Genomic DNA, 20,726 nt, shown 5'->3' on the forward strand with positions numbered 1-20,726 from the left:
ACGAAACCCGACCGCCTTGGCACGCAGGTTCATGGGCGTCCCCAATCGAGATAGCCGCGCTCAGGCGGTTGCCACGAAACTCACTCCAATTCGCGACTTCTTACTCCAGATCACCTGGCACTCGTAGACGACCGAGGCGTCGCGGGCCATCACCAGGCGGAATCGGTGCGGGACGAAGGCCGTATTCTCGACCTCGATGGCCGCCCCCTCCGGCGAGATGTTCACGATCGTGCAATGCATGACCGAACCGCCCGACGAGACATAGCCGGGTTCATTGACCTCGGTTCGCGGATGCTTGCGCTTTTCGTCCACCCGGCTGCTCCCCGCTTCCTCCACGCAAACGTGGGCGATCGGCATTGCAGAAGTCAACGGCTCCGGCGGCTCACATCGGGCTTTCGCACCACCATTTGTGCGCAGCTATACGCCGAACCGCTTATCGCGCGAATGCAGATGAGCCCCGCGTCGGCGCGGGCTTGTCGTTCGCGCTGGCACGAGGATAGCCTCATCCTATGGGCGATGCGCTGGCGCGACGCACGCTCCGGGGAACAATGAACAGGCGCCATGGGGAGACGCGCCATGTTCGAGATTCTCGATCGCCGGACGACTCTGACCGGCAACCAGATCAAGATCCTTGCGGCGGCCATCATCGGCGATGCGCTGGAATTCTTCGACTACTTCCTGATCGGCTTCGTGCTCGCGTTCCTGATCGGACCGTGGAAGCTCACCTTCGGCCAGTCGGCCACCGTGCTGATGAGTTCCGGCATCGGCGCCATCCTCGGCGCCTACCTCTGGGGCTGGCTCGCCGACCGGGTCGGGCGGCGTATCGTCTTCATCGGCACGGTGCTGAACTTCTCGATTGCGACCGGCCTGCTCTATTTCACACCGGATAATGGCTGGGTCTATCTGGCGATCCTGCGCTTCTTCGTCGGCACCGGCGTCGGCGGTCTTTATTGTGTCGACCTGCCGCTGGTGCAGGAGTTCATGCCCTCGCACAAGCGCGGCTGGGTCGGCGGCCTCGTCACCTGCGTGATCCCGCTCGGCGTCGGCCTCGGCGCGGTGCTCGGAGCCGTCATGGGAACCGATCAGTGGCGGCTGTTGTTTGCGATCGGCGTGCTGCCGTCGGTCCTGGTGCTGCTGGTTCGGATCTGGGTTCCGGAGTCGCCGCGCTGGCTGTGCCGGCAAGGACGCTATGACGAAGCCCGCAAGTCGCTCGCCTGGGCGCTGCAGGTGCCGCCGTCGGAGCTGCCGCTGCCGAGCGCGGCCGACGCCGGTCCGATCGTCACGACGAGCTGGTTCGATCTGTTCAAATATCCGCGCAGCCTGATCGTCTCCTGGCTCGGCAATGCCGGCGCGCAAACCGGCGTCTACGGCATCACGCTATGGGCGCCCGCACTGTTCGTGCTGCTGCTGAAGGTGACGCCGCAGGAAGCCGCCAAGATGATGATCCTGCTCAGCATCACCGGCTTCCTCGGCCGCATCTCGTTCTCCTGGTTCTCGGAGCTGCTCGGACGGCGTGTTGCCGGCGGCCTGCTCGGCTTCGGCGCCGGCGCGCTGACGATCATTGCCGGCTACCACTACGATGCGACTTTGTTCGGCATGTCGGCGTTCTGGCTGCTGCTGGCCGCCGCCTTCTTCTTCTCCGACGGCGGCTTTGCGATCGTCGGTCCCTACGCGGCGGAAGTCTGGCCGTCGCATCTGCGTACCACGGGGATGGGGTCGGCCTATGGCTTCGGCGGCATCGGCAAGATCATCGGGCCGGTCGGGCTTGCGCTGATCGTCGGTTCGAACAACTACCTCAAGCCCGACGTGCCACTGACCCAGATCCCGACCGCCTTTGTCTATCTCGGCTGCTGGTTCCTGATGGCGGGGGCCGTCTATTTGTTCTTCGGGCTCGAGACCCGGGGCAAGTCGATCGAGCAGATCGACAAGGAGCTCAATGCGACGGCCGACGTCGCGGCCTCCGCAACGATCCGGCGCGCCTGAGGGAGGCCGAACATGAATGTGACTGCTGCGGACCTTATCGGTGATCGCGACGTGATTGCCCGCGCCGAGGCGATCAGGGACACGGTGGCGGCCGCCTCCAACGATATCGAAACGACGCGCCGCCTGCCGCCCGACTTGCTCGACCGGCTGCATGAGGCGCGGCTGTTCCGCCTGCTGCTGCCGCGTTCAACCAACGGGATCGAAACCGACCCGGTCACCTTCTTCCATGCCATCGAGACCATCGCCAAGGCGGATGCCTCGACGGCGTGGTGCCTGAGCCAGGCCGGCGGCTGCGCGATGTCGGCGGCCTATCTCGACCTGCCGGTCGCGCAGGAAGTGTTTGCCGACCCGCGTGCCGTGCTGGCCTGGGGCCCCGGCCCGAGGGTCAAGGCCATCGAGTGCGAGGGCGGCTACCGCGTCACCGGGGTCTGGTCGTTTGCCTCGGGCGGGCGGCACGCCACCTGGCTCGGTTCGCACTGCCCGGTCTATGCCGCGGACGGCTCGCCGCGCCGGGATGCCAATGGCGAGCAGGTCGAGCGCACCATGCTGGTGCGGACCGAAGACGTCGCATGGACCGACATCTGGAACACGGTCGGATTGCGCGGTACCGCCAGCGACCAGTTCGCGCTCGACGATTTCTTCGTCCGCGCGGACCATTCGATCACCCGCGAATTCGACCGCGAGTGTCGCGAGGATGGCCCGCTGTACCGGATGAGCAACCATACTTGCTACCAGATCGGCTTTGCCGGAGTCGCCTGCGGCATTGCCCGCAGTGCGCTCGACAATTTCGTCGACGTCGCCCGCAACAAGGTGCCGCGCGGCATGAAGAAGACACTGCGGGACAATGCGGTGGTGCAGTCCGGCCTCGCCCAAGCCGAGGTCAATCTGCGCGCCGCCCGCGCCTTCCTGCTGCAGTCGATGGCCGACATCTGGAAGGATCTGGTTGCCGGCCACAGCATCACGGTGGCACAGCGCATGACGATCCGGATGGCGGCCACCCATGCCATCCACAAGGCGCGGGAGGCCGTCGATTTCGCCTACAACACCGCCGGCGCCACCGCGATCTTCGACGGCCATCCGCTGGAGCGGCGCTTCCGCGACATCCACACCGTGACGCAGCAATTGCAGGGCCGCTTCAGTCATTTCGAGACGGTCGGCGCCTGGATGCTGGGCGTCGATGCCGACCTCAGCTTCGTTTAACCCGATTTCTCAAGGAGAAGAACCATGCCATTGGGTGGACTACAGCATTACACCATCGAGCCGCAGGATCTGGAGAAGACCAAGGCGTTCTATTGCGATGTGCTCGGGCTTGAGAACGGCGAACGGCCGCCGCTCGATTTCCCCGGCTACTGGCTCTATTCCGGCGGTCAGGCCACCGTCCATCTGATGGGCACCCGCAAGCCCCGCGACGGCATCGTGGTGCGCGGCACCGAGAAGAAATATGAGGACACCGGCCGCCTCGACCATATCGCCTTTGCCGCCAGCGACGTCGAAGCCGTGCGCAAGCGCCTGCAGTCGAAGAACGTCACCTTCCGTGAGCAGATCGTGCCGCGCACCGGCGACACCCAGATCTTCCTCTACGATCCGGACGGCGTCGGTGTGGAGCTGAACTTCCCGAAGAGCTAAGCGCCAGCGTTTTGCGGATCGCTGATTGCCGGGCAGAGCCGTCCGAAGGACATCGTCGCTTTGCCGCGCCGATGTCCCGGTCATTGACGGCTCAATCCGCGCTGGCCTCGGGCGCTGTGGATGGTTCCCGACAAGGCCCTGACTCGGCCATCACTCGGGCGTGATCCGGTCCGTTTTTCTTCAACATTGAATGACGAATTAACCGGGCCGCGCCGCTGCGGCAGAATAGCCGGGTGCTGCGCCTTTAACCTACCCCAGGGCTTGGTGGCCCGGCTATTCGTCCCCACTTGGCCGGCGAGATTTCCTCAGTCGAGCCCGCGTTCGTGGCTCAGGCGGACCATTTCGTTGATGAAGATTTGTTTCTGCTTGTCGTCGAGGCTGGCAAACAGCGGCTCGGCGGCGTCGGCGACGCCGCGCTGATCGACCGCCCGGTCATTGAGGAACTGGGCCTCGTTGCGCATCTGCTCGATGATGTCATCCGGCGGATCGCGCTGCGCCCGCGCGATGCGCAGGTTGAGTCGGTCGGCGCCGTTGTGGCCGAGATAGTGCATCGCACTGTTGAAGCCGGCCCAATTCTTCTCCTGCTCCGGCGTCAGGTTGAGCTCCTTCTTGATCCGTTCGATGTTGGCGTCGCTGTTGGCGACGATCTGTTCGGCCGTCAGCTGCGGCGCGCCGGCCTGGGTCAGCACGGTCGGCGCTTGCTTCGCGCCCTTGTCCTTTGCGGCGGCCTTGGCCGACTTGGGGGCCTTGGCGCCGGCCGCCGCGCCCTGTGCGTTCTTGCCGCTGCCGGCATTGGGGTTGTTGCCATTGTTGCCGGTCAACACCCCGGTCACGCCGGTCACCACCCCGACAACGCCGCCGATGGCTCCGCCGAGAACGCCGCCGACCGGCCCGGCAGCCTTGTTGCCCTCGCGCGCCCCCTTTTCGACGCCCTGCACGATCTGCGCATCGACCATATGAGGCACTGCGAGCAACGTGACGGTGGCGGCCCCAACCGCGGCGCACAATCTCCATTGTGCGCGCAGCTTCGCTACCGGGATGAGCATGATCGGGTCTCCGTGATCGGTGGTGGATTGCGGAATTGATGCGGGAGTAGGTTCGACAAATCCGGACTTTAGCGTTTCCGGCTTCAGCAAGTCTATCGGCCGCGCCGGGCATCAACATGGCGGAACAGAGTTCGCTGAGGCTTGACCGGAAAGCTGCGGCTCAACCGCGCACCGTCTGCGACCTTGTCTGCGTCGCCGCCCGCGTGCGTCGCAGCATGATCGCAAGACGCACGGCAAACCGCCGGCAACTGCAGTGATGCGAACGGCACTGCCTGCTATTTGACCACAACGTTAGTTCTAGTTGGCATCAGCATCTCGTTTCTCGACAGATGCCGGCAATTCTGTTCTGATCGGTTTCAACGCAATCCCGCGACGTCGCGCAAACGCGACGCACAAAAAAGAACAACGGGATTCAAAAAGTCTTTTGTCCGTCGGCTACCAGGGAGGGAATGCCATGTCACGGAAGAAGCTCTCGCGCCGAGAATTCGTCGCAGCGACAGCGCTGTCATCGGCCGCGCTGATTACAGCCCCCTACGTGCGTGGCGCCTACGCAGCCGGAAAGCTCTCGATGGGCTTCTGGGATCACTGGGTGCCCGGCGCGAACAGTGCGTCCACCGAGCTGGTCAATGAATGGGCTGCCAAGGAGAAGGTCGAGGTTCAGATCGACTACATCACCAGCCAGGGCAACAAGAACATCGTCACCATCGCCGCCGAGGCGCAGGCGAAATCCGGTCACGATATTTTCCAGATGCCGACATGGTGGCCGCAGGCCAACGCCGAGTTGCTCGAGCCGGTCAACGACATCATGGATCCGCTCCTCAAGCTGAACGGCGATGTCAACGGCACGGTGAAATATCTCGGCCAGGCCGGCGGCAAATGGCTCGGCGTTCCCGCCAGCGTCGGCAGCCAGATCAAGGGTCCTTGCTCGCGCATCGACCTGATGAAGAAACACGCCAACATCGACGTGCAGGAGATGTATCCGGTCGGAAGCGAGCCGAAAGCCGATAACTGGACCCTCGATACGTTCCTCAAGGCGGCTGAAGCCTGCCACAAGGCCGGATTCCCGTTCGGTATCGGCCTTGGCGAAACCAGCGACAGCGTCGACACCGCCGGCGCGATCTTCCAGTCGTTCGGCGCGCAGCTGGTCGATGCCAAGGGCAATCTCACCGTCAAGACCGACGCGGTGCGCCAGGCCCTCGACTACTACAAGAAGCTGCTCGCCTTCCTGCCGCCCGATGTGGCGGCATGGGACGACGCGTCCAACAACAAGTGGCTGGTCGCCGGCAAGGGCGCGATGATCCTGAATCCGCCGAGCGCGTGGGCGGTCGCCAAGCGCGATGCTCCGCAAGTCGCCGAGCAGTGCTGGACGCACGGGTTCCCGGCCGGGCCGAAGGGACGCTTCGCGCCCTATCTGCCGTTCTTCTGGTCGATCTGGTCGTTCTCGAAGAACAAGGAGGCGGCCAAGAGCCTGCTGACGCACCTGTCGCAACCTGCATCGATCGAGAAAATGGTGGTCGCCAGCGGTGGCTATGACCTGCCGGCCTACGAAAAGCTCACGACCTTGAAGGTCTGGGCGGAGCAAGCGCCGCCAAAGGGGACGCTCTACCACTATCCGAACCCCTATAAGCACCAGACGCTGTCGATTGCGGCCTCGCCCGCGCCGCCCAAGATCGCGCAGCAGATCTACTTCCAGGCCACGCTGACCAAGATGTGCCTGCGGTACTACCAGGGTGAAAGCATGGAAAAGACACTCGCCTGGGCCGAGGGCGAGTGCGAAGGCTTCATGCGAAGCTGACGACAAGCGAGGTCTCGCGCGACCACCCGTAATGTTGGCCGCGCGAGGTCCCGTCTTCACATCCCAGCCGCCGGACTGGCGAGCTGTGCAACCAACCCGCGCGAGGGACCTGCGTTATGGTTGACGTCGCATTCCAATCCAACCGCGCAGCCGCTGCCCAGACGGGACGAAGGCGCGCCGGCCTGCGCAACGCGCTGCGGCGCAAGTCGATGGCCGCGTTCCTGATGACATTGCCGCTGATCCTCCTGATCGCGATCCTGGTGCTCTACCCGGCCCTCTACTCCTTGCACCTCGCGACGCTGAACAAGGCGATGACGAAGTTCGTCGGGTTCGGCAATTTCGAGTTCCTGTTCAAGCGCGACACCTTCTGGCTGGTGGTCAAGCAATCCTGCATTTTCGCGATCTCGGCGGTGATCTTCAAAGCCCTGATCGGCTTCATCGTCGCGCATTTCGTGCACAACGTACCCGCCAACAAGCAGCGCAAGTGGCGCGGCATGCTGCTGGTGCCATGGGTGATCCCGCCGGCGATGAGCACGCTGGCGTGGCTCTGGCTGTTCGACCCCTCCTACAGCGCCTTCAACTACACGCTTTCCTTCTTCGGCATCGGGCCGATCCCGTGGACCGGCGATGCGATGTGGGCGCGCTTCTCGGTGATCCTCGTCAACGTCTGGTACGGCGCGCCATTCTTCATGATCATGTATCTGGCGGCGTTGAAATCGGTACCCGACCAGCTTTATGAGGCGGCCGCTATCGACGGCGCCAATTGGTGGCAGCGCATCTGGTACGTTACGCTGCCGATGATGCGCAACATCATCGCGATCACGACGCTGTTCTCGCTGATCGTGACCTTCGCCAATTTCGACATCGTGCGCATCCTGACCGCGGGCGGGCCGCTCGACCACACCCATATCTTCGCCACCTGGGCGTTCCGCGTCGGCATCGAGGGCAGTGATGTGCCGCTCGGCGCCAGCGTTTCGCTGTTCATGGTGCCGATCCTCGCGGTCGCGGCGATCTTCATCCTGCGCGACATCACCAAACGCGGGAACGAAGCCTGATGAGCTCGCTGACGATCGACAAGTCCGGACCGACCCGCAAGGTCAAGTACGGCAGCATGAGCCGCGACCGCGCCTGGGCGCTACGCTGGTCCTATTTCTTCCTGGTGCTGTTTGCGATCTTCTCGCTGACGCCGCCGATCTACATGCTGATCACCTCGCTGAAGAGCAGCGCCGAGATCTCGGCCGCGACCAATCCGTGGTGGGTCTATCATCCGACACTCAGCAACTACATCGAGCTGCTGACCTCGAACCAGTTCCTGCGCTTCTTCTGGAACTCGGCCTGGGTCTCGATCATCGTGGTCACCATCACGATGCTGATCAGCGTGCCGGCGGCCTTTGCGCTGGCGCGGATGAAATTCTGGGGTTCGGCGACGCTCGCGACCGGCGTGTTCCTCACCTATCTCATTCCGGACAGCCTGCTGTTCATTCCGCTGTTCAAGATGTTCGCCGTGTTCGGCGACTGGACCGGCATCCAGCTGGTCAATCGCTGGTACGTGCTGCTGTTCATCTACCCGACGCTGACGGTGCCGTTCTGCACCTGGATCATGATCGGCTATTTCGCCTCGATCCCGAAGGAGCTCGACGAGGCGGCGATTATCGACGGCGCGAGCTGGTTCCAGACGCTGACCCGGATCTTCATCCCGGTCGCGCTGCCCGGCCTGATCGCGGCCACGATCTTCGCCTTCACCGTCTCCTGGGCTCAGTTCCTCTATCCGCTGGTGTTCACGACATCGACCGATCAGCTGGTGCTGCCGGTCGGCATCATCACGACCCTGATCAAGGGTGACGTCTTCAACTGGGGACAGATCATGACCGGCGCCCTGCTCGGCGCCGCGCCGCCGCTGATCATCTATGCCTTCCTGATGGACTACTACATTGCTGGCCTGACCGCCGGTGCGACAAAGGGTTGAACTTATGGCTGATGTCAGTTTGCGGAAGGTTGTGAAGCGTTACGATGAGGTCGAGGCGGTGCGCGGCATCGACCTTGATATCGCCGACCATGAGTTCGTGGTGCTGGTCGGGCCAAGCGGCTGCGGCAAGTCGACGACGCTGCGGATGATCGCCGGCCTCGAGGACATTTCCGACGGCGACATCATGATCGGCGGCGACGTCGTCAACGACGTGCCGCCGAAGGACCGCGACATCGCGATGGTGTTCCAGAACTATGCGCTCTATCCGCATATGACCGTTGCCGAGAACATGTCGTTCGGCCTGCGGCTGAAGCACTATCCCAAGGCCGAGATCAAGAGCCGGGTCACCGAGGCAGCCCGCATGCTCGACATCACCGACCTGATCGACCGCAAGCCGAAGCAGCTCTCCGGCGGCCAGCGCCAGCGCGTCGCGATGGGGCGGGCGATCGTGCGCAATCCGAAGGTGTTCCTGTTTGACGAGCCGCTGTCCAACCTCGACGCCAAGCTGCGCGTGCAGATGCGGATCGAGATCAAGAAGGTGCATCAGAAGGTCCGCACCACGACGGTCTACGTCACCCACGACCAGGTCGAGGCGATGACGCTTGCCGACCGCGTCGTGGTGATGAATCACGGCAGGATCGAGCAGATCGGCACGCCCAACGAGCTCTACCACAAGCCGGCGACCCGGTTCGTCGCAAGCTTCATCGGCTCGCCCGCGATGAATTTCGTGCCCTGTCGGCTCGAGGACACCGGCGGCAAGCTCAACGTGCGGCTGACCGATCGCCTCGCTTTCACGCTGCCGCCGGCACGCGCCGCCCGCTACCAGGCTCTCTCCCGCACCGACAAGCTGTTGCTGGGCATCCGGCCCGAGCACGTCATGGAGGCGCGGCCGCATGCCGAACCGGGCATCGAGCCGTTCGACGCGACGCTCGACGTCACCGAGCCGATGGGGATGGAGACCCTGGTCTATTTCACGCTGGAGGGCACCCAGGTCTGCGGCCGGGTCAATCCCAATGCCGGTGCGCAGGATGGCAGCCCGCTCCGATTGGCTGTGGACCTCAACAATATGCATTTGCTAAACGAGGTGACCGGCGTCGTCCTTTGACGGCGCACAAGAAACCTCAAGGGCAGGAAATGGCCACCAACAAGAAGAAGATTTTCGTCACCCAGACTTTGTCACCGGGGGCACGGGTGCTCCTCAACGAGCGGGACGACGTAGAACTCATCGAATTTCCCAACCTGATCTCCGCCAAGGACTTTCAGACCATGCTCGAGCAGCATGCGCCGGTCCATGGCGTGGCGCTGGGCGCAACCCGCTTCGGCGAGGCGGAGCTGGAGGCGTCCAAGGGCATGATGGTGGTGACCCGGATCGGTGTCGGCTATGACGCCGTCGACGTTCCGGCGCTGTCGCGCCGCAAGGTGCCGCTGATGGTCGCAGGCACGGCGAACTCGCCGTCGGTCGCCGAACAAGCTGTGTTCATGATGCTGACGCTGGCCAAGCGCGCGCAGGAAATGCACACGATGGTCAAGGACGGCACCTGGGCGAGCCGGCTCGGCGTGCTGCCGTTCGATCTCTACGGCAAGACCGTCCTGATCGTTGGCTTCGGCCGCATCGGCACCCGCACCGCCAAGCGCTGCCTCGCCATGGAAATGAACGTGCTGGTCTACGATCCCTACAAGCCCGCCAGCGAGATCACGGCTGCCGGCTGCGAGGCCGTGTCGAACCTCGAAGCGGCGCTGCCGCGGGCGGACTTCGTCACGATCCATTGCCCGAAGAATCCCGAAACCGTCGGGCTGTTTAACGCCGCGCGGATCAGGTTGATGAAGCCGACCGCCTATCTCATCAACACCGCCCGCGGCGGCATCGTCGACGAGACGGCGCTGCACGACGCGCTGGTGTCAGGCAAGCTCGCCGGTGCCGGCCTCGACGTGTTCGAGGTCGAGCCGCCGCCGGTCGGCCAGCCCCTGCACGCTTTGCCCAACGTGATCATGGCGCCGCACGTCGCGGGCGTCACGGTCGAGGCCGTCGATCGCATGAGCGAGCAGACCGCACGCAATATCCTGAGCGTGCTGGATGGCAATCCGCTGCGCCAGAATGTGATCAACCAGGACGTCCTCGGCTGAGCTTTCAGCCTTCCTCGTTTGCGCCGCGGCCGATCCGAAACGATCGGCCCGGCGATGCGGAGTACCCACATGGCCTTCAAGGAATTCGGCAACTACGATGCGGTCGGTCTCGCCGAACTCGTCCGCAACAAGGACGTGACGCCGAAGGAGCTGCTCGACGAGGCGATCGCGCGCACCGCCGCCGTCGATCCGAAGATCAACGCGGTCGTCGTCAAGCATTACGACTATGCCGAGCGCCAGATCGCCAGAGGGCTGGCTGACGGTCCCTTCACCGGCGTGCCGTTCCTGCTGAAGGACCTCGATCTGCTCGAAGGCACCCGCACCACGTCGGGCGCCAGCCTGCTGAAGGACTTCGTCGCCGATCACAACGGCACCCTGGCCCAGCGTTTCCTCGATGCCGGGCTTGCGATCTTCGGCAAGAGCTCGAGCCCGGAATTCGGGCTGATGCCGACGACGGAATCCCGCCTGTTCGGCCCGACCCGCAATCCCTGGAATCTCGACCATTCCTCCGGCGGCTCGTCCGGCGGCGCTGGGGCTGCGGTCGCGGCCCGCATCCTGCCCGTCGCGCATGCCAGCGACGGCGGCGGGTCGATCCGGATCCCCGCCTCCGCTTCCGGGGTGTTCGGCATGAAGCCGACGCGCGCCCGCAATCCGGTGGGTCCCGATCGCGGCGAAGGCTGGGGCGGCTTCTCCGTCGGCCATGTGCTGAGCATCAGCGTCCGCGACAGCGCGGTGATGATGGATGCGATCCACGGTCCGGAGCCGTCGAGCCTCTACGTGGCGCCGCCGCCGGAGCGACCGTTCTCGCAGGAAGTCGGCCGCGATCTCGGCCATTTGCGCATCAGCTTCACCGACAAGTCGCCCTACGGCGATGCGATCGATCCCGAGATCGCTGCGGCGGTGCGCGACATAGCCAAGCTGCTGGCGGGCCTCGGCCATCACGTCGAGGAACGTGCGCCGCCGCTTGCGGCCGATCCCGCCGCAGTCATGACGACCATCGTCGGCGGCAACACGGCGCTGACGATCCGTCTGCTCGAGCAGCGCGTCGGGCGCACCCTGACGTCGGACGATGTCGAGCGGCTCACGCTCGCCAGCGCCCAGAATGCGACCAAGATGAACCCGGCCGACTACGTGGCCGCGCAGCTTGCGGCGTTCCAGATCTCGCGCGCGCTTGCGACCTTCTTCGAAGGTTGCGACATCTTCCTCAGCCCGACGCTGTGCGCGCCGCCGCTCCGCCTCGGCGAGCTGAACACGATGTCCGAGGACCTCGGCCACATCGCGCCGGTGCTGCGCCGCTACATGCCGGGCACCTCGATGTTCAACATGTCCGGACAGCCGGCGATGTCGGTGCCGCTGGCTTGGAACAAGGCCGGTCTGCCACTCGGCATGATGTTCGCGGCCAAGCTCGGCGAGGAAGGACTGCTGTTCCGCCTGGCCGGCCAGCTCGAACAGGTCCGCCCCTGGAAGGACCGGCGTCCGCCGGTTTGCGCGTAGGCCCCACCGAAGCGCCCGGGCTGACAAAGGCCAGTCAGATCAGGTAGATAGGAATGGCGTCGGCGCGATTCCGCCAACGCCGAGCCTGGGAGACCGAACCGTGAGTGACCCGACCGACAATGCGCTCGCCGCAATCGCGAGCATCCTCGATCAGACGACGACACCTCCCGAGAAGGCCAAATCGTCCGACAAGACGGCGGATAAGGAAGCCGAGCCCGCCAAGGAGCCTCCGGTCTCCATCGCGATGCCGCCGCCCCTTCCGTCGTCAGTCGAAGTCGTATCAGTCGAGACCGTGTCCATCACGACCGTGTCCGTCGAGGCCGCGCCCGCCGAGTCGTCGGCGGGCGAGCCGCCGCCGGTCGAGGCGTCCGAACCGGTCGAACAGCCCGAGGCAAGTAAAGCTGAAGCAAGTGAACCGGAGCCAACCGAACCGGAGCCGAGCCAGCCGGAAGCGGAGCCGGAGTCGATCCAGCCGCCGCCCCAACCGATCGAGGCCAATGGCTATTCCAAGTCCGGCCCAGGACCAATGGCCGCGCTGCGCTTCCGCTGGACGGTGCGCCAGGACGGCGCCCAATATTATGTCGACGAGACCGTCGGCGAGGCATCGACCCCGCTCGTCAACGGCCCGATGGAGCGGGACGCCGCGATCAAATTCGTCGACGATCGCGAGGCCCAAGCGCGGCGGCGCTTCGAGCATTTCAAGCACGAGATGCTCAGCCGCACTGCAAGCGTCGTTCAGGCGAGCAAGGACAGCAACGAGGCCTGAGACGCGATACGTGCCCTTCGGGCATCGCAATCAAATGCGGATGGAGAAGACCTCGATGTTTCGCGCGCTGGCCGGCCTCGCTCTCGCTTTGCTCCTGTCCGCCGCGCACGCGCAGCAGGCGCCGTCCCGGCTCGATGAGATCGTCAAGCGCGGCATCCTGCGCGTCGGCATGACCGGCGACTATTTGCCCTTCACCTATCTCGACAAGGAGACCAAGGCCTTCCGCGGCTTCGATGTCGACATGGCGCAGTCACTCGGCAAGGCGCTCGGCGTCAAGGTCGAGTTCGTGCCGACATCGTGGCCGCAGATGACCAGGGATTTCGAGGCCGACGATTTCGACATCGCGATGGGCGGCGTCTCCATCACCTTCGATCGGCAGAAGAAGGGTCTGTTCTCGACGCCGATCATGCGCGAAGGCAAGACGCCGATCGCGCGCTGCGCCGACAAGGGCAAGTTTGAGACGATCGCCGAGATCGACAAACCCGGCACCCGAGTCATCGTCAATCCCGGCGGCACCAACGAGCGCTTCGCGCGCGCCCACGTGAAAGCCGCCGAGATCCGCGTCTTCAACGACAACACCAAAATCTTCGACGAGATCGCCAAGGGCGACGCCGACCTGATGATGACCGATGCGTCCGAGACGCGCTATCAACAGAAACTGCATCCCGGCGTGCTGTGCGCCGTGCATCCCGACAAGCCGTTCGACTTCGCGGAAAAGGCCTATTGGATGCAGCGCGACGTCGCCTTGAAAGCGTTCGTCGACCAATGGCTTCACATCGCGCGCGAAGATGGCAGCTACGCGAAGATCTACGCTGCATGGTTCGAATAGCCCGCGCCACGCTCAAAATTTGAAGCGCACGGCCTGAAACCAGACCGCAATCCAGCGATTTGAACCTAGGCCGCGAGGATACGACTCATGTTCTGACCGTGATCTAGGACACGTTCAGCGAGGTGGTCACCGGATAGCCTTGCGAACAGGTTCCCTGCACCGGAGGTCGGGATGAGAAAACTACTGGCGATCGCCACGTTCGTACTGGCGAGCACGGCCGCAGCGCAGGCGCAGTACACATTCGATTACGGCGGCCGCACGATTCGAATCGATCCCGATCGCGGCACGGTTTCGATCCCCGGCGTCTACGACAATACTCCCCGCCGCACCAAACGCGCCAAAAGCGAGGACACCGAGCAGAAGCGCAAGGTTCCGAAGGAAGCCAACACGGACGCCAAGTCGGACACTAAGACGGACGCTAAGACGAATTCCCAGGCCGCGCCGCCCAGCGCGCCAGCAGCGACTGCTCCGCCCGCCGTCGATCAGGCCGCCGTCCCGCCGGCGCCTGCCGCAACGGCAGAGCCGCCCAGCACGGGCGTTGCGCCCACGCCGCCTTCAGCTACAGCCGCGACCACACCGCCGCCGCCCGCGGCGCCAGCCGTCCAGCAAACTGCGCCGGCTGCAAAGCCCACCACCGCTCCAACGGTCGGCGCCGCCTCGCCGAGCGCTCCGGTGCCCAAGCCGCTCGCCAATCCCGTGCAAGCAGCGAACTCGCCGCTCGGCGTCTGGCTCACCGAAGAGAAGGAAGGCAAAATCCGCATCGAGCAATGCGGTGGCAATCTCTGCGGGTACGCCGTCGACAAGAAATCGAACGCCAACGGCGAACAGGTGCTGGTCAACATGAAGGCGGGCAAGGACAAGTGGAGCGGCCGCATCTTCGATCCGAACAGCGGCAGCACCTACGATTCCACCATCGCGATGAGGAGCCCGGACACGCTACGCGTCCAGGGCTGTGCGTTCGGCGGCATGTTCTGCGGCGGCCAGACCTGGACGCGGGTGAATTGATTGCCTGCAAATCGTAGCCCGGATGGAGCGAAGCTTAATCCGGGATTTTCACCATGGGAGAGACTGCCCCGGATTGCGCTTCGCTCCATCCGGGCTTCTGTAACGGGCCTTGGTTAGTCAATCCCTTTTCGCGTCATCCACTCGCCGGGCACTTGCTTCTGTACGGGATCGGCGCGAAGGCCGTCGCCTGATGGGGTGCATTGAGGAGCCGGCCGGCCAATCTACGGATTGCGTGGTCGTGAGCCACTTCCCGGATGGCGGCCTGACCGGATCCATCGTCCCAGCGGAGGGACTTCGCTCGGGGAGAGCCTGGTGTCGTGGCCCGCCCGGAACCGATTGCTGCTCCTGGCTAGATGGCCTTGGTCATCGGGTTGAACGGTTTGGTGTCGGCGAGCATGCGATGCAGGATCACGGCGAGCTTGCGAGCCAGCGCTACCTTGGCCTTGCGCATGCCTGCGCGCCGGGCGATCCGCATCGCCCAGCTCTTCAATGCCGAGCAATTCTTGACCGGCTTGGTCAGCATGACGTGAGCTGCCTGGTAGAGTGCCTCGCGCACGGAGGCATCCCCGATCTTGCTGATGCGGCCGGTGTAGTCGGTCTCACCGGACTGGTACTTCTTCGGGGTGAGCCCAAAGTGGGCTCCCGTGGCCTTCGAGGAGCGGAAGCGCTTCGGGTCGTCGATCGCCGCGGCATAGGTGAGCGCCACGATCGGACCAACGGACGGCGTTGTCATCAGGAGCTTGGCGGATGGATGCGTCCTGGCGAGCTTCTGGGTGTGCTTGTCCAGGCTCTTGAACTCCCGCAGCAGCACCGCATGGGCTTGGAGCAGCGCCGCCGCGACCAACTCCAGTCCGGGATGGCCGGTCACGAGCTCGCGGATGCGTCCGGCGAACGTGCGCTCGGTGGTCGCACCGACCTTCAGGCCAAAACCGCGAAGTATGCCGCGCAGGCTGTTCTCGACATCGCGAAGCTTGGATTGCAGCAGCTTGCGCGCCGTCAGGATGGCGCGGGTCTCCTGCGCCGCGACCGACTTGCAGTGCACCGGCCGGAACCAGCCGAGCCGCATCAACTGCGCGATCCGGCGGGCATCGTTGCGGTCCGTCTTCACCGGCATCGACTTGAAGGCTTCGCGAACGTGCCGCGTTTCCAGCAGCTCGACCGCAAGCCCTGCGTCTCGCAGACCCGCATACAGCCATTGCGACAAGGGGCCTGCCTCCAGCCCGATCCGTTCCAGTACCAGACCCAGCGACCGGAACCAGGCGATCAGCGCCGCCGGCTCGCTCGCAACCTTCGTCTCGCGCAAAATCTTGCCTGTCCCATCGACAAGGCAAACGCTCGAGCATTCCAAAGACACGTCATTCCTGCATAGTGGTACATGGTCGTCCCTTAATGATGCTTGGAGCGGGCTTGCCCGACTCCGTTGAACACCATCAGTTTGAGGGACGACCGCCTTCCAACCAACAGGCCGCTCGCGAGCGCGCTTCCAAATTGCGCCGTAGCGAGCGGGCGGCCGGCCCGTCACCCCATCTACGGTCTCATAAAATCAAAAGCCCCACCTGATAGCGGGGCTTTCATCTTGCGAACTGCTACGACGCTTCAGCCGACCTTGCCGCTGTATTCCTCGTCGGTGACGTGCTCCATCCAAGTCGAATAGACGCCATCGAGCGCCTCCTGCATGGCGATGTGGGTCATGCTGTTGTCCGGCGAGGCCCCGTGCCAGTGCTTCTCGTTCGGCGGAATCCAGACGACGTCGCCAGGGCGGATCTCCCTGATCGGGCCGCCCTTGGCCTGCACGCGCCCGATGCCGGAGATCACATACAGCGTCTGTCCGAGCGGATGGGTGTGCCAGGCGGTGCGTGCGCCGGGCTCGAACGACACGCGCGAGGCGTTCAGCCGCGCCGGCGCGGGCGCCATGTTGATCGGGTCCTGTAACACCGTGCCGGTAAAATTCTCCTTCGGCGCGCGGCGGGTCGGCCGCGAGCCGGAAACGTGGATGTCCATGGGGTTACCTCCCTTTCTTGACGTTATTTCTTGGTCGCGGCGTAGCGCGCCTTGGTCTCGGCATTCATCGGATACAGGCCGGGCAGCTGGGCGCCATTGTTCACCTCGTTGACGATCCACGCTTCCATCCGTTCCTGCTCCGGCCCCTCGGCCAGCACGTGATCGAGGAACGCCTGCGGGATCAGCACCGCGCCATCCTGGTCGGCCACCACCACGTCGTTCGGGAATACGGCAACGCCGCCACAGCCGATCGGTTCGCCCCAGCCGACGAAGGTCAGACCTGCAACCGACGGCGGAGCCGCGTAGCCGTCGCACCACACCGGCAGGCCGGTGCCGAGCACGCCCTCGACGTCGCGCACCACGCCATCGGTGATCAGCGCCGTCACCCCGCGCTTGGCCATGCGGGCGCAGAGGATGTCGCCGAAAATGCCGGCATCGGTGATGCCCATGGCATCGACCACGGCAATGCAGCCCGCCGGCATCGCCTCGATCGCGGTGCGGGTCGAGATCGGCGACGACCAGGATTCCGGCGTCGCCAGATCCTCACGGGCCGGCACGAAACGCAGCGTGAAGGCCGGTCCGACCAGCCGCTTCTGCCCTGGCTTCAGCGGCTTGGTGCCGCGCATCCAGATGTTGCGCAGGCCCTTCTTGAGCAGGACGGTGGTGATGGTGGCGGTGGACACGTGCGACAGCGTCGCGATCGCTTCGGCGGACAGTGACATCTGGAAAGCTTGCTCCGATGGGAGGAAAAGACCGGCGCATGTTGCCGGGCAAAGGCCTTGCGTCAAGGGCTGCGCGAAAAAGCTGCGATCATCCAGATTTATCACTGGCATGCCGATTAATTTATTGAAGTTGCTGCATCATTTTGCACGAAGCGAATTCCGTTTTATCTCGAAACACGCTAGCTTGATGGTTGACGAACAGCGCTTCACCCAATGGCCGACCCCTTAAGTCCTCCCCGCCTTTTGCCGAGTGGCGACAGCGCCATCACGGTGGAATTCAGCCGCACCATCGACGACGCCGCCAACCGGCGGGTGCTGGCGCTCGACCGCGTCATCGCTGCCGAGCCGATTGCCGGCATCACCGAGACCGTGCCGACCTACCGGTCGCTGCTGGTGCATTACGACCCCGTGCAGATTACTTTCGATGCGCTGGGCGAGCAGCTGCTGGCACGCGCCGCCAAGGCGCCGCCGACCGAGACCGGAACGCGGCGCTGGCGCATCCCGGTGACCTATGGCGGCGAGCACGGCATCGATCTCGAGGACGTCGCGAAGGCGCTCAAAACCACGCCCGACCAGATCGTGGCGCGCCATGTCGCCGGCGACTATCGCGTCGCCATGATCGGCTTCACGCCGGGCTGGTCCTATCTCAGCGGACTGGAGAAGTTCCTGCACATGCCCCGGCGCAAAGATCCGCGGCTCCTGACCCCGGCCGGCACCATTTCGATCGGCGGCATCCAGACCGGCGTGCAGTGCCTGGCCGGCCCGAGCGGCTGGCACCTGCTCGGCCGCACCCCGGTGCGAACCTACCAGTTGCATCGCGATCCGACCTTCCTGCTGGAGCCGGGCGACGCCATCACCTTCACGGCGGTGGACGCCAAGACCTTTGCCGAACAGGACCGCGCCGCCGAGGCCGGCGAGTTCGTCGCCGAACTGGTGACGCCATGAGCAAGCTCGTCGTCAGCTCGATCGGCCCGGCGAGCTCGGTGCAGGACGCTGGTCGTCCGGGCTCGCAGCGCTACGGTCTCGTGCCGAGCGGCGCGATGGACCGGCTTTCGCTGGCGGCCGCCAACACGCTGGTCGGCAACGACCTGTTCGCCGCCGCGGTCGAGATCGGCCCGTTCGGCGCCAGCTTCACCGCGCGCGGGGGCGCGGTGCGCGTCGCCCTCGCCGGCGCGTCGCGCAATGCGGATATCGGCGGCCGGCCGGTCGCGTTCGACAGCTCGGCGACGCTTGCCGAAGGTGAGACGCTCACTCTCGGCTTCGCGCGCGGCGGCTCGTTCAGCTATCTCGCGATCGAGCACGGCATCGAAGGCGAGCCGATGTTCGGCAGCCTCGCCGTCAACGCCCGCGCCGGGCTCGGCAGCCCCTACCCGCGGCCGCTGCAAAGCGGCGACGAGTTGACGACGCAGGCTGCAAGCGGCGCGCCCGAGCGCCGCATCGAATTGCCGGCCGCGACCGATGCGCCGATCCGCATCCTGTTCGGCCCGCAGGACGACGAGTTCGCCGAGGACCACAAGGAGCTGTTGGTCGACAGCGAGTGGAAGATCTCGGCGACCAGCGACCGCATGGGCTATCGCCTCGAAGGTCCCGCCATCAAGCATCTCGACGGCCACAACATCGTCTCCGACGGCACCGTGAACGGCAGCATCCAGGTGCCCGGCAACGGGCAGCCGATCGTGCTGATGCCGGACCGCGGCACCAGCGGCGGCTATCCGAAGATCGCAACCGTGATCACGGCCGATTTCGGCCGCTTCGCGCAGATCTCGGCCGGCCGGCCGTTCCGCTTCAAGGCGGTGACGATGGCTGAAGCGCAGGCCGAGGCGATCAAGTTCCACGAGCTGCTGCGTTCCCTGCCCGACCGCCTCCGCGGCATTGAGGATTTTGGTCTCAACATCGAAGCGCTGCGGGATGCGAATGTCGCGGGTCAGGCCGTCAACGCCGTCGATGTGTCGACCTGGCAAGTTGCGCTACCCTGAATCTGTACAACAACAGACGGATCGATCGTCATGACTTCAACTATCGACCTCAATTGCGATCTCGGCGAAAGCTTTGGCCCCTGGGAAATGGGCAATGATGCCGCGATGATCGAGCTTGCGACCTCGGTCAACGTCGCCTGCGGCTTTCATGCCGGCGACGCCGACATCATGCGCAAGACGGTCGAGCTGGCGAAAGCGCGCGGCGTCAGCGTCGGCGCCCATCCCGGCTATCGCGACCTGCACGGCTTCGGCCGCCGCCCGATGCCGGGACTGACGTCCTCGGAGATCGAGAACCTGATCGCCTATCAGATCGGCGCCCTGCAGGCGATCGCGACCGCGGCCGGCCACAAGGTCACCCACGTGAAGGCGCATGGCGCGATTTCCAACGTCGCTTGCGAGGACGACATGACGGCACGAGCGATCGCCAATGCGATCAAGGCAGTCGATCCCAATCTCATCTTCGTGGTGCTCGCCAACTCGAAGCTGGTGCGCGCAGGTGAAGCGGCGAATCTGCGGATGGCGCATGAGGTGTTCGCCGACCGCGCCTATGAGGACGACGGCAACCTGGTGTCGCGCAAGAAGCCCGGCGCGGTGCTGCACGATCCCAAGGCGATTGCCGATCGTGTGGTGCGGATGGTGCAGGACGGCGCGGTCGTCTCGGTCACCGGCAAGGTGATCAAGATGCAGACCGATACCGTCTGCATCCATGGCGACACGCGTGGCGCCGTCGAGATTGCGCGCGGCCTGCGCGAGGCGCTGAAGCAGGCGGGCATCACCGTTGCGCCGTTCAAGACCGCGCACTAAGCCGCGAACATCGATCAAAAAAGGGCCGGCCGCCGTGCCGGCCCTTTCGATTCCGTTAAGAGTCTTCTTAAACCCAAACTTGCCGTTTGATTGTTAGGTGCAGCTTCCGAGCCTTTGATTGTCCTCTTAGGAAATTGGGTACGAAAGCATGTTCCGCACCAGCCTCTCCCTCACCATTGCCGCGGTTGCCACCGCCGCCTTCACCAGCGCGGCATCCGCCGGCTGCTACAGCTGCTATACGCCGCCGCCGCAGCCGTGCACGACCTGCTATCAGGTGCAGAGCGTGCCGCCGCAGTATCGCACGGTGCAGGAGACCGTCATGGTGGCGCCGGGCCGCGTCGTCGCGCATCGCACGCCGGCACAGTATCGCACCGTGATGGTGCCGAGGACGGTGATGGTCGCGCCCGAAGGCGTCGCCTATGAGCGCATTCCGCCGCAATACGCCACCCAGGAGCGCGTGCAGATGGTCTCGCCGGGCTATTCCTACTACGCGCCGGTTCAGCAGACCTGCAGCACCTGCGGTGGCGGCTACGGCTACGGATATGGTCGCGGTTACGGCTACTGAGCTGTCAGCATCCAGCCAACACAA

General features: G+C 64.7%; 20 protein-coding genes and 1 pseudogene. 16 read left to right on the forward strand and 5 right to left on the reverse strand.

Going from position 1 to position 20,726, the window contains the following annotated elements; translation table 11 throughout:
• Nucleotides 1-60 precede the first annotated feature (60 nt).
• The gene (locus J2R76_RS07215; RefSeq protein ID WP_253623892.1) at nucleotides 61-312 is read right to left on the reverse strand and encodes a PilZ domain-containing protein; all 252 of its coding nucleotides are present in this window, start codon (nucleotides 310-312) and stop codon (nucleotides 61-63) included.
• Nucleotides 313-576: 264 nt separating this feature from the next.
• Between J2R76_RS07215 and J2R76_RS07220 the strand changes: the two genes are divergently transcribed.
• Genes J2R76_RS07220 through J2R76_RS07230 form a run of 3 tightly spaced genes read left to right on the forward strand, consistent with a single transcriptional unit; the run spans nucleotide 577 to nucleotide 3,609 of the window.
• A complete protein-coding gene (locus tag J2R76_RS07220; protein WP_253623893.1) occupies nucleotides 577-1,983 on the forward strand; it encodes an MFS transporter in 1,407 nt (468 codons plus the stop codon).
• 12 nt (nucleotides 1,984-1,995) lie between these two features.
• On the forward strand, nucleotides 1,996-3,183 hold the full coding sequence (locus tag J2R76_RS07225) for an acyl-CoA dehydrogenase family protein (protein ID WP_253623894.1): 1,188 nt from the start codon (nucleotides 1,996-1,998) through the stop codon (nucleotides 3,181-3,183).
• Between the two features lie 24 nt (nucleotides 3,184-3,207).
• On the forward strand, nucleotides 3,208-3,609 hold the full coding sequence (locus J2R76_RS07230; RefSeq protein WP_141342398.1) for a VOC family protein: 402 nt from the start codon (nucleotides 3,208-3,210) through the stop codon (nucleotides 3,607-3,609).
• A gap of 305 nt (nucleotides 3,610-3,914) precedes the next feature.
• Here J2R76_RS07230 and J2R76_RS07235 read toward each other — a convergent pair whose 3' ends face one another.
• Nucleotides 3,915-4,655, reverse strand: a complete 741-nt coding sequence (locus J2R76_RS07235) for a Spy/CpxP family protein refolding chaperone (protein ID WP_076828866.1) — start codon at nucleotides 4,653-4,655, stop codon at nucleotides 3,915-3,917.
• A 454-nt stretch (nucleotides 4,656-5,109) separates the two neighbouring features.
• Between J2R76_RS07235 and J2R76_RS07240 the strand changes: the two genes are divergently transcribed.
• From J2R76_RS07240 to J2R76_RS07280, 9 genes are all read left to right on the forward strand, one after another.
• Nucleotides 5,110-6,450, forward strand: a complete 1,341-nt coding sequence (locus tag J2R76_RS07240) for an ABC transporter substrate-binding protein (protein WP_076828868.1) — start codon at nucleotides 5,110-5,112, stop codon at nucleotides 6,448-6,450.
• Nucleotides 6,451-6,566: 116 nt separating this feature from the next.
• Entirely contained in the window at nucleotides 6,567-7,505 is a 939-nt protein-coding gene (locus tag J2R76_RS07245) for a carbohydrate ABC transporter permease (RefSeq protein ID WP_016847560.1), read from the forward strand.
• The gene (locus J2R76_RS07250) at nucleotides 7,505-8,416 is read left to right on the forward strand and encodes a carbohydrate ABC transporter permease (RefSeq protein WP_016847559.1); all 912 of its coding nucleotides are present in this window, start codon (nucleotides 7,505-7,507) and stop codon (nucleotides 8,414-8,416) included. Before J2R76_RS07245 ends, J2R76_RS07250 begins: the two co-directional genes overlap by 1 nt.
• A 4-nt stretch (nucleotides 8,417-8,420) precedes the next feature.
• On the forward strand, nucleotides 8,421-9,521 hold the full coding sequence (locus J2R76_RS07255) for an ABC transporter ATP-binding protein (protein WP_057018685.1): 1,101 nt from the start codon (nucleotides 8,421-8,423) through the stop codon (nucleotides 9,519-9,521).
• A 29-nt stretch (nucleotides 9,522-9,550) separates the two neighbouring features.
• A complete protein-coding gene (locus J2R76_RS07260; RefSeq protein WP_057018686.1) occupies nucleotides 9,551-10,540 on the forward strand; it encodes a hydroxyacid dehydrogenase in 990 nt (329 codons plus the stop codon).
• A gap of 69 nt (nucleotides 10,541-10,609) precedes the next feature.
• On the forward strand, nucleotides 10,610-12,034 hold the full coding sequence (locus J2R76_RS07265) for an amidase (RefSeq protein ID WP_141342399.1): 1,425 nt from the start codon (nucleotides 10,610-10,612) through the stop codon (nucleotides 12,032-12,034).
• 100 nt (nucleotides 12,035-12,134) lie between these two features.
• The gene (locus J2R76_RS07270; protein WP_057018687.1) at nucleotides 12,135-12,800 is read left to right on the forward strand and encodes a hypothetical protein; all 666 of its coding nucleotides are present in this window, start codon (nucleotides 12,135-12,137) and stop codon (nucleotides 12,798-12,800) included.
• Nucleotides 12,801-12,855: 55 nt separating this feature from the next.
• The gene (locus J2R76_RS07275) at nucleotides 12,856-13,629 is read left to right on the forward strand and encodes a transporter substrate-binding domain-containing protein (protein ID WP_375166484.1); all 774 of its coding nucleotides are present in this window, start codon (nucleotides 12,856-12,858) and stop codon (nucleotides 13,627-13,629) included.
• Nucleotides 13,630-13,800: 171 nt separating this feature from the next.
• Entirely contained in the window at nucleotides 13,801-14,634 is an 834-nt protein-coding gene (locus J2R76_RS07280) for a DUF2147 domain-containing protein (RefSeq protein WP_253623895.1), read from the forward strand.
• A 349-nt stretch (nucleotides 14,635-14,983) separates the two neighbouring features.
• On the opposite strand, the pseudogene J2R76_RS07285 reads toward J2R76_RS07280, so the two are convergent.
• The 3 genes and pseudogenes from J2R76_RS07285 to J2R76_RS07295 all read right to left on the reverse strand — a co-directional run bounded on the left by J2R76_RS07285 (nucleotide 14,984) and on the right by J2R76_RS07295 (nucleotide 17,357).
• Nucleotides 14,984-16,011: pseudogene (locus J2R76_RS07285) on the reverse strand (IS110 family transposase).
• A gap of 219 nt (nucleotides 16,012-16,230) precedes the next feature.
• Nucleotides 16,231-16,635 (reverse strand): cupin domain-containing protein, encoded by a 405-nt coding sequence (locus tag J2R76_RS07290; protein WP_076828878.1) that lies wholly within the window; start codon nucleotides 16,633-16,635, stop codon nucleotides 16,231-16,233.
• 23 nt (nucleotides 16,636-16,658) lie between these two features.
• Nucleotides 16,659-17,357 carry a ribonuclease activity regulator RraA gene (locus tag J2R76_RS07295; RefSeq protein ID WP_076828879.1) on the reverse strand — a complete coding sequence of 233 codons (699 nt, stop codon included), beginning with the start codon at nucleotides 17,355-17,357 and terminating at the stop codon, nucleotides 16,659-16,661.
• 213 nt (nucleotides 17,358-17,570) lie between these two features.
• Between J2R76_RS07295 and pxpB the strand changes: the two genes are divergently transcribed.
• The 4 genes from pxpB (at nucleotide 17,571) to J2R76_RS07315 (ending at nucleotide 20,702) form a co-directional block, all read left to right on the forward strand.
• Nucleotides 17,571-18,302: a 5-oxoprolinase subunit PxpB gene (pxpB, locus tag J2R76_RS07300; RefSeq protein WP_057018691.1), complete on the forward strand. Its 732-nt coding sequence runs from the start codon at nucleotides 17,571-17,573 to the stop codon at nucleotides 18,300-18,302.
• Complete coding sequence (locus tag J2R76_RS07305; RefSeq protein WP_141341295.1) at nucleotides 18,299-19,333, forward strand: biotin-dependent carboxyltransferase family protein; 1,035 nt, start codon at nucleotides 18,299-18,301, stop codon at nucleotides 19,331-19,333. The genes pxpB and J2R76_RS07305 overlap by 4 nt, the downstream gene beginning before the upstream one ends.
• Nucleotides 19,334-19,363: 30 nt before the next feature.
• A complete protein-coding gene (locus J2R76_RS07310; protein WP_057018693.1) occupies nucleotides 19,364-20,137 on the forward strand; it encodes a LamB/YcsF family protein in 774 nt (257 codons plus the stop codon).
• A gap of 148 nt (nucleotides 20,138-20,285) precedes the next feature.
• The gene (locus J2R76_RS07315) at nucleotides 20,286-20,702 is read left to right on the forward strand and encodes a hypothetical protein (RefSeq protein ID WP_057018694.1); all 417 of its coding nucleotides are present in this window, start codon (nucleotides 20,286-20,288) and stop codon (nucleotides 20,700-20,702) included.
• Nucleotides 20,703-20,726: the final 24 nt, after the last annotated feature.

Source organism: Bradyrhizobium sp. USDA 4532, assembly GCF_024171315.1.
Classification (GTDB): Bacteria; Pseudomonadota; Alphaproteobacteria; order Rhizobiales; family Xanthobacteraceae; genus Bradyrhizobium; species Bradyrhizobium australafricanum.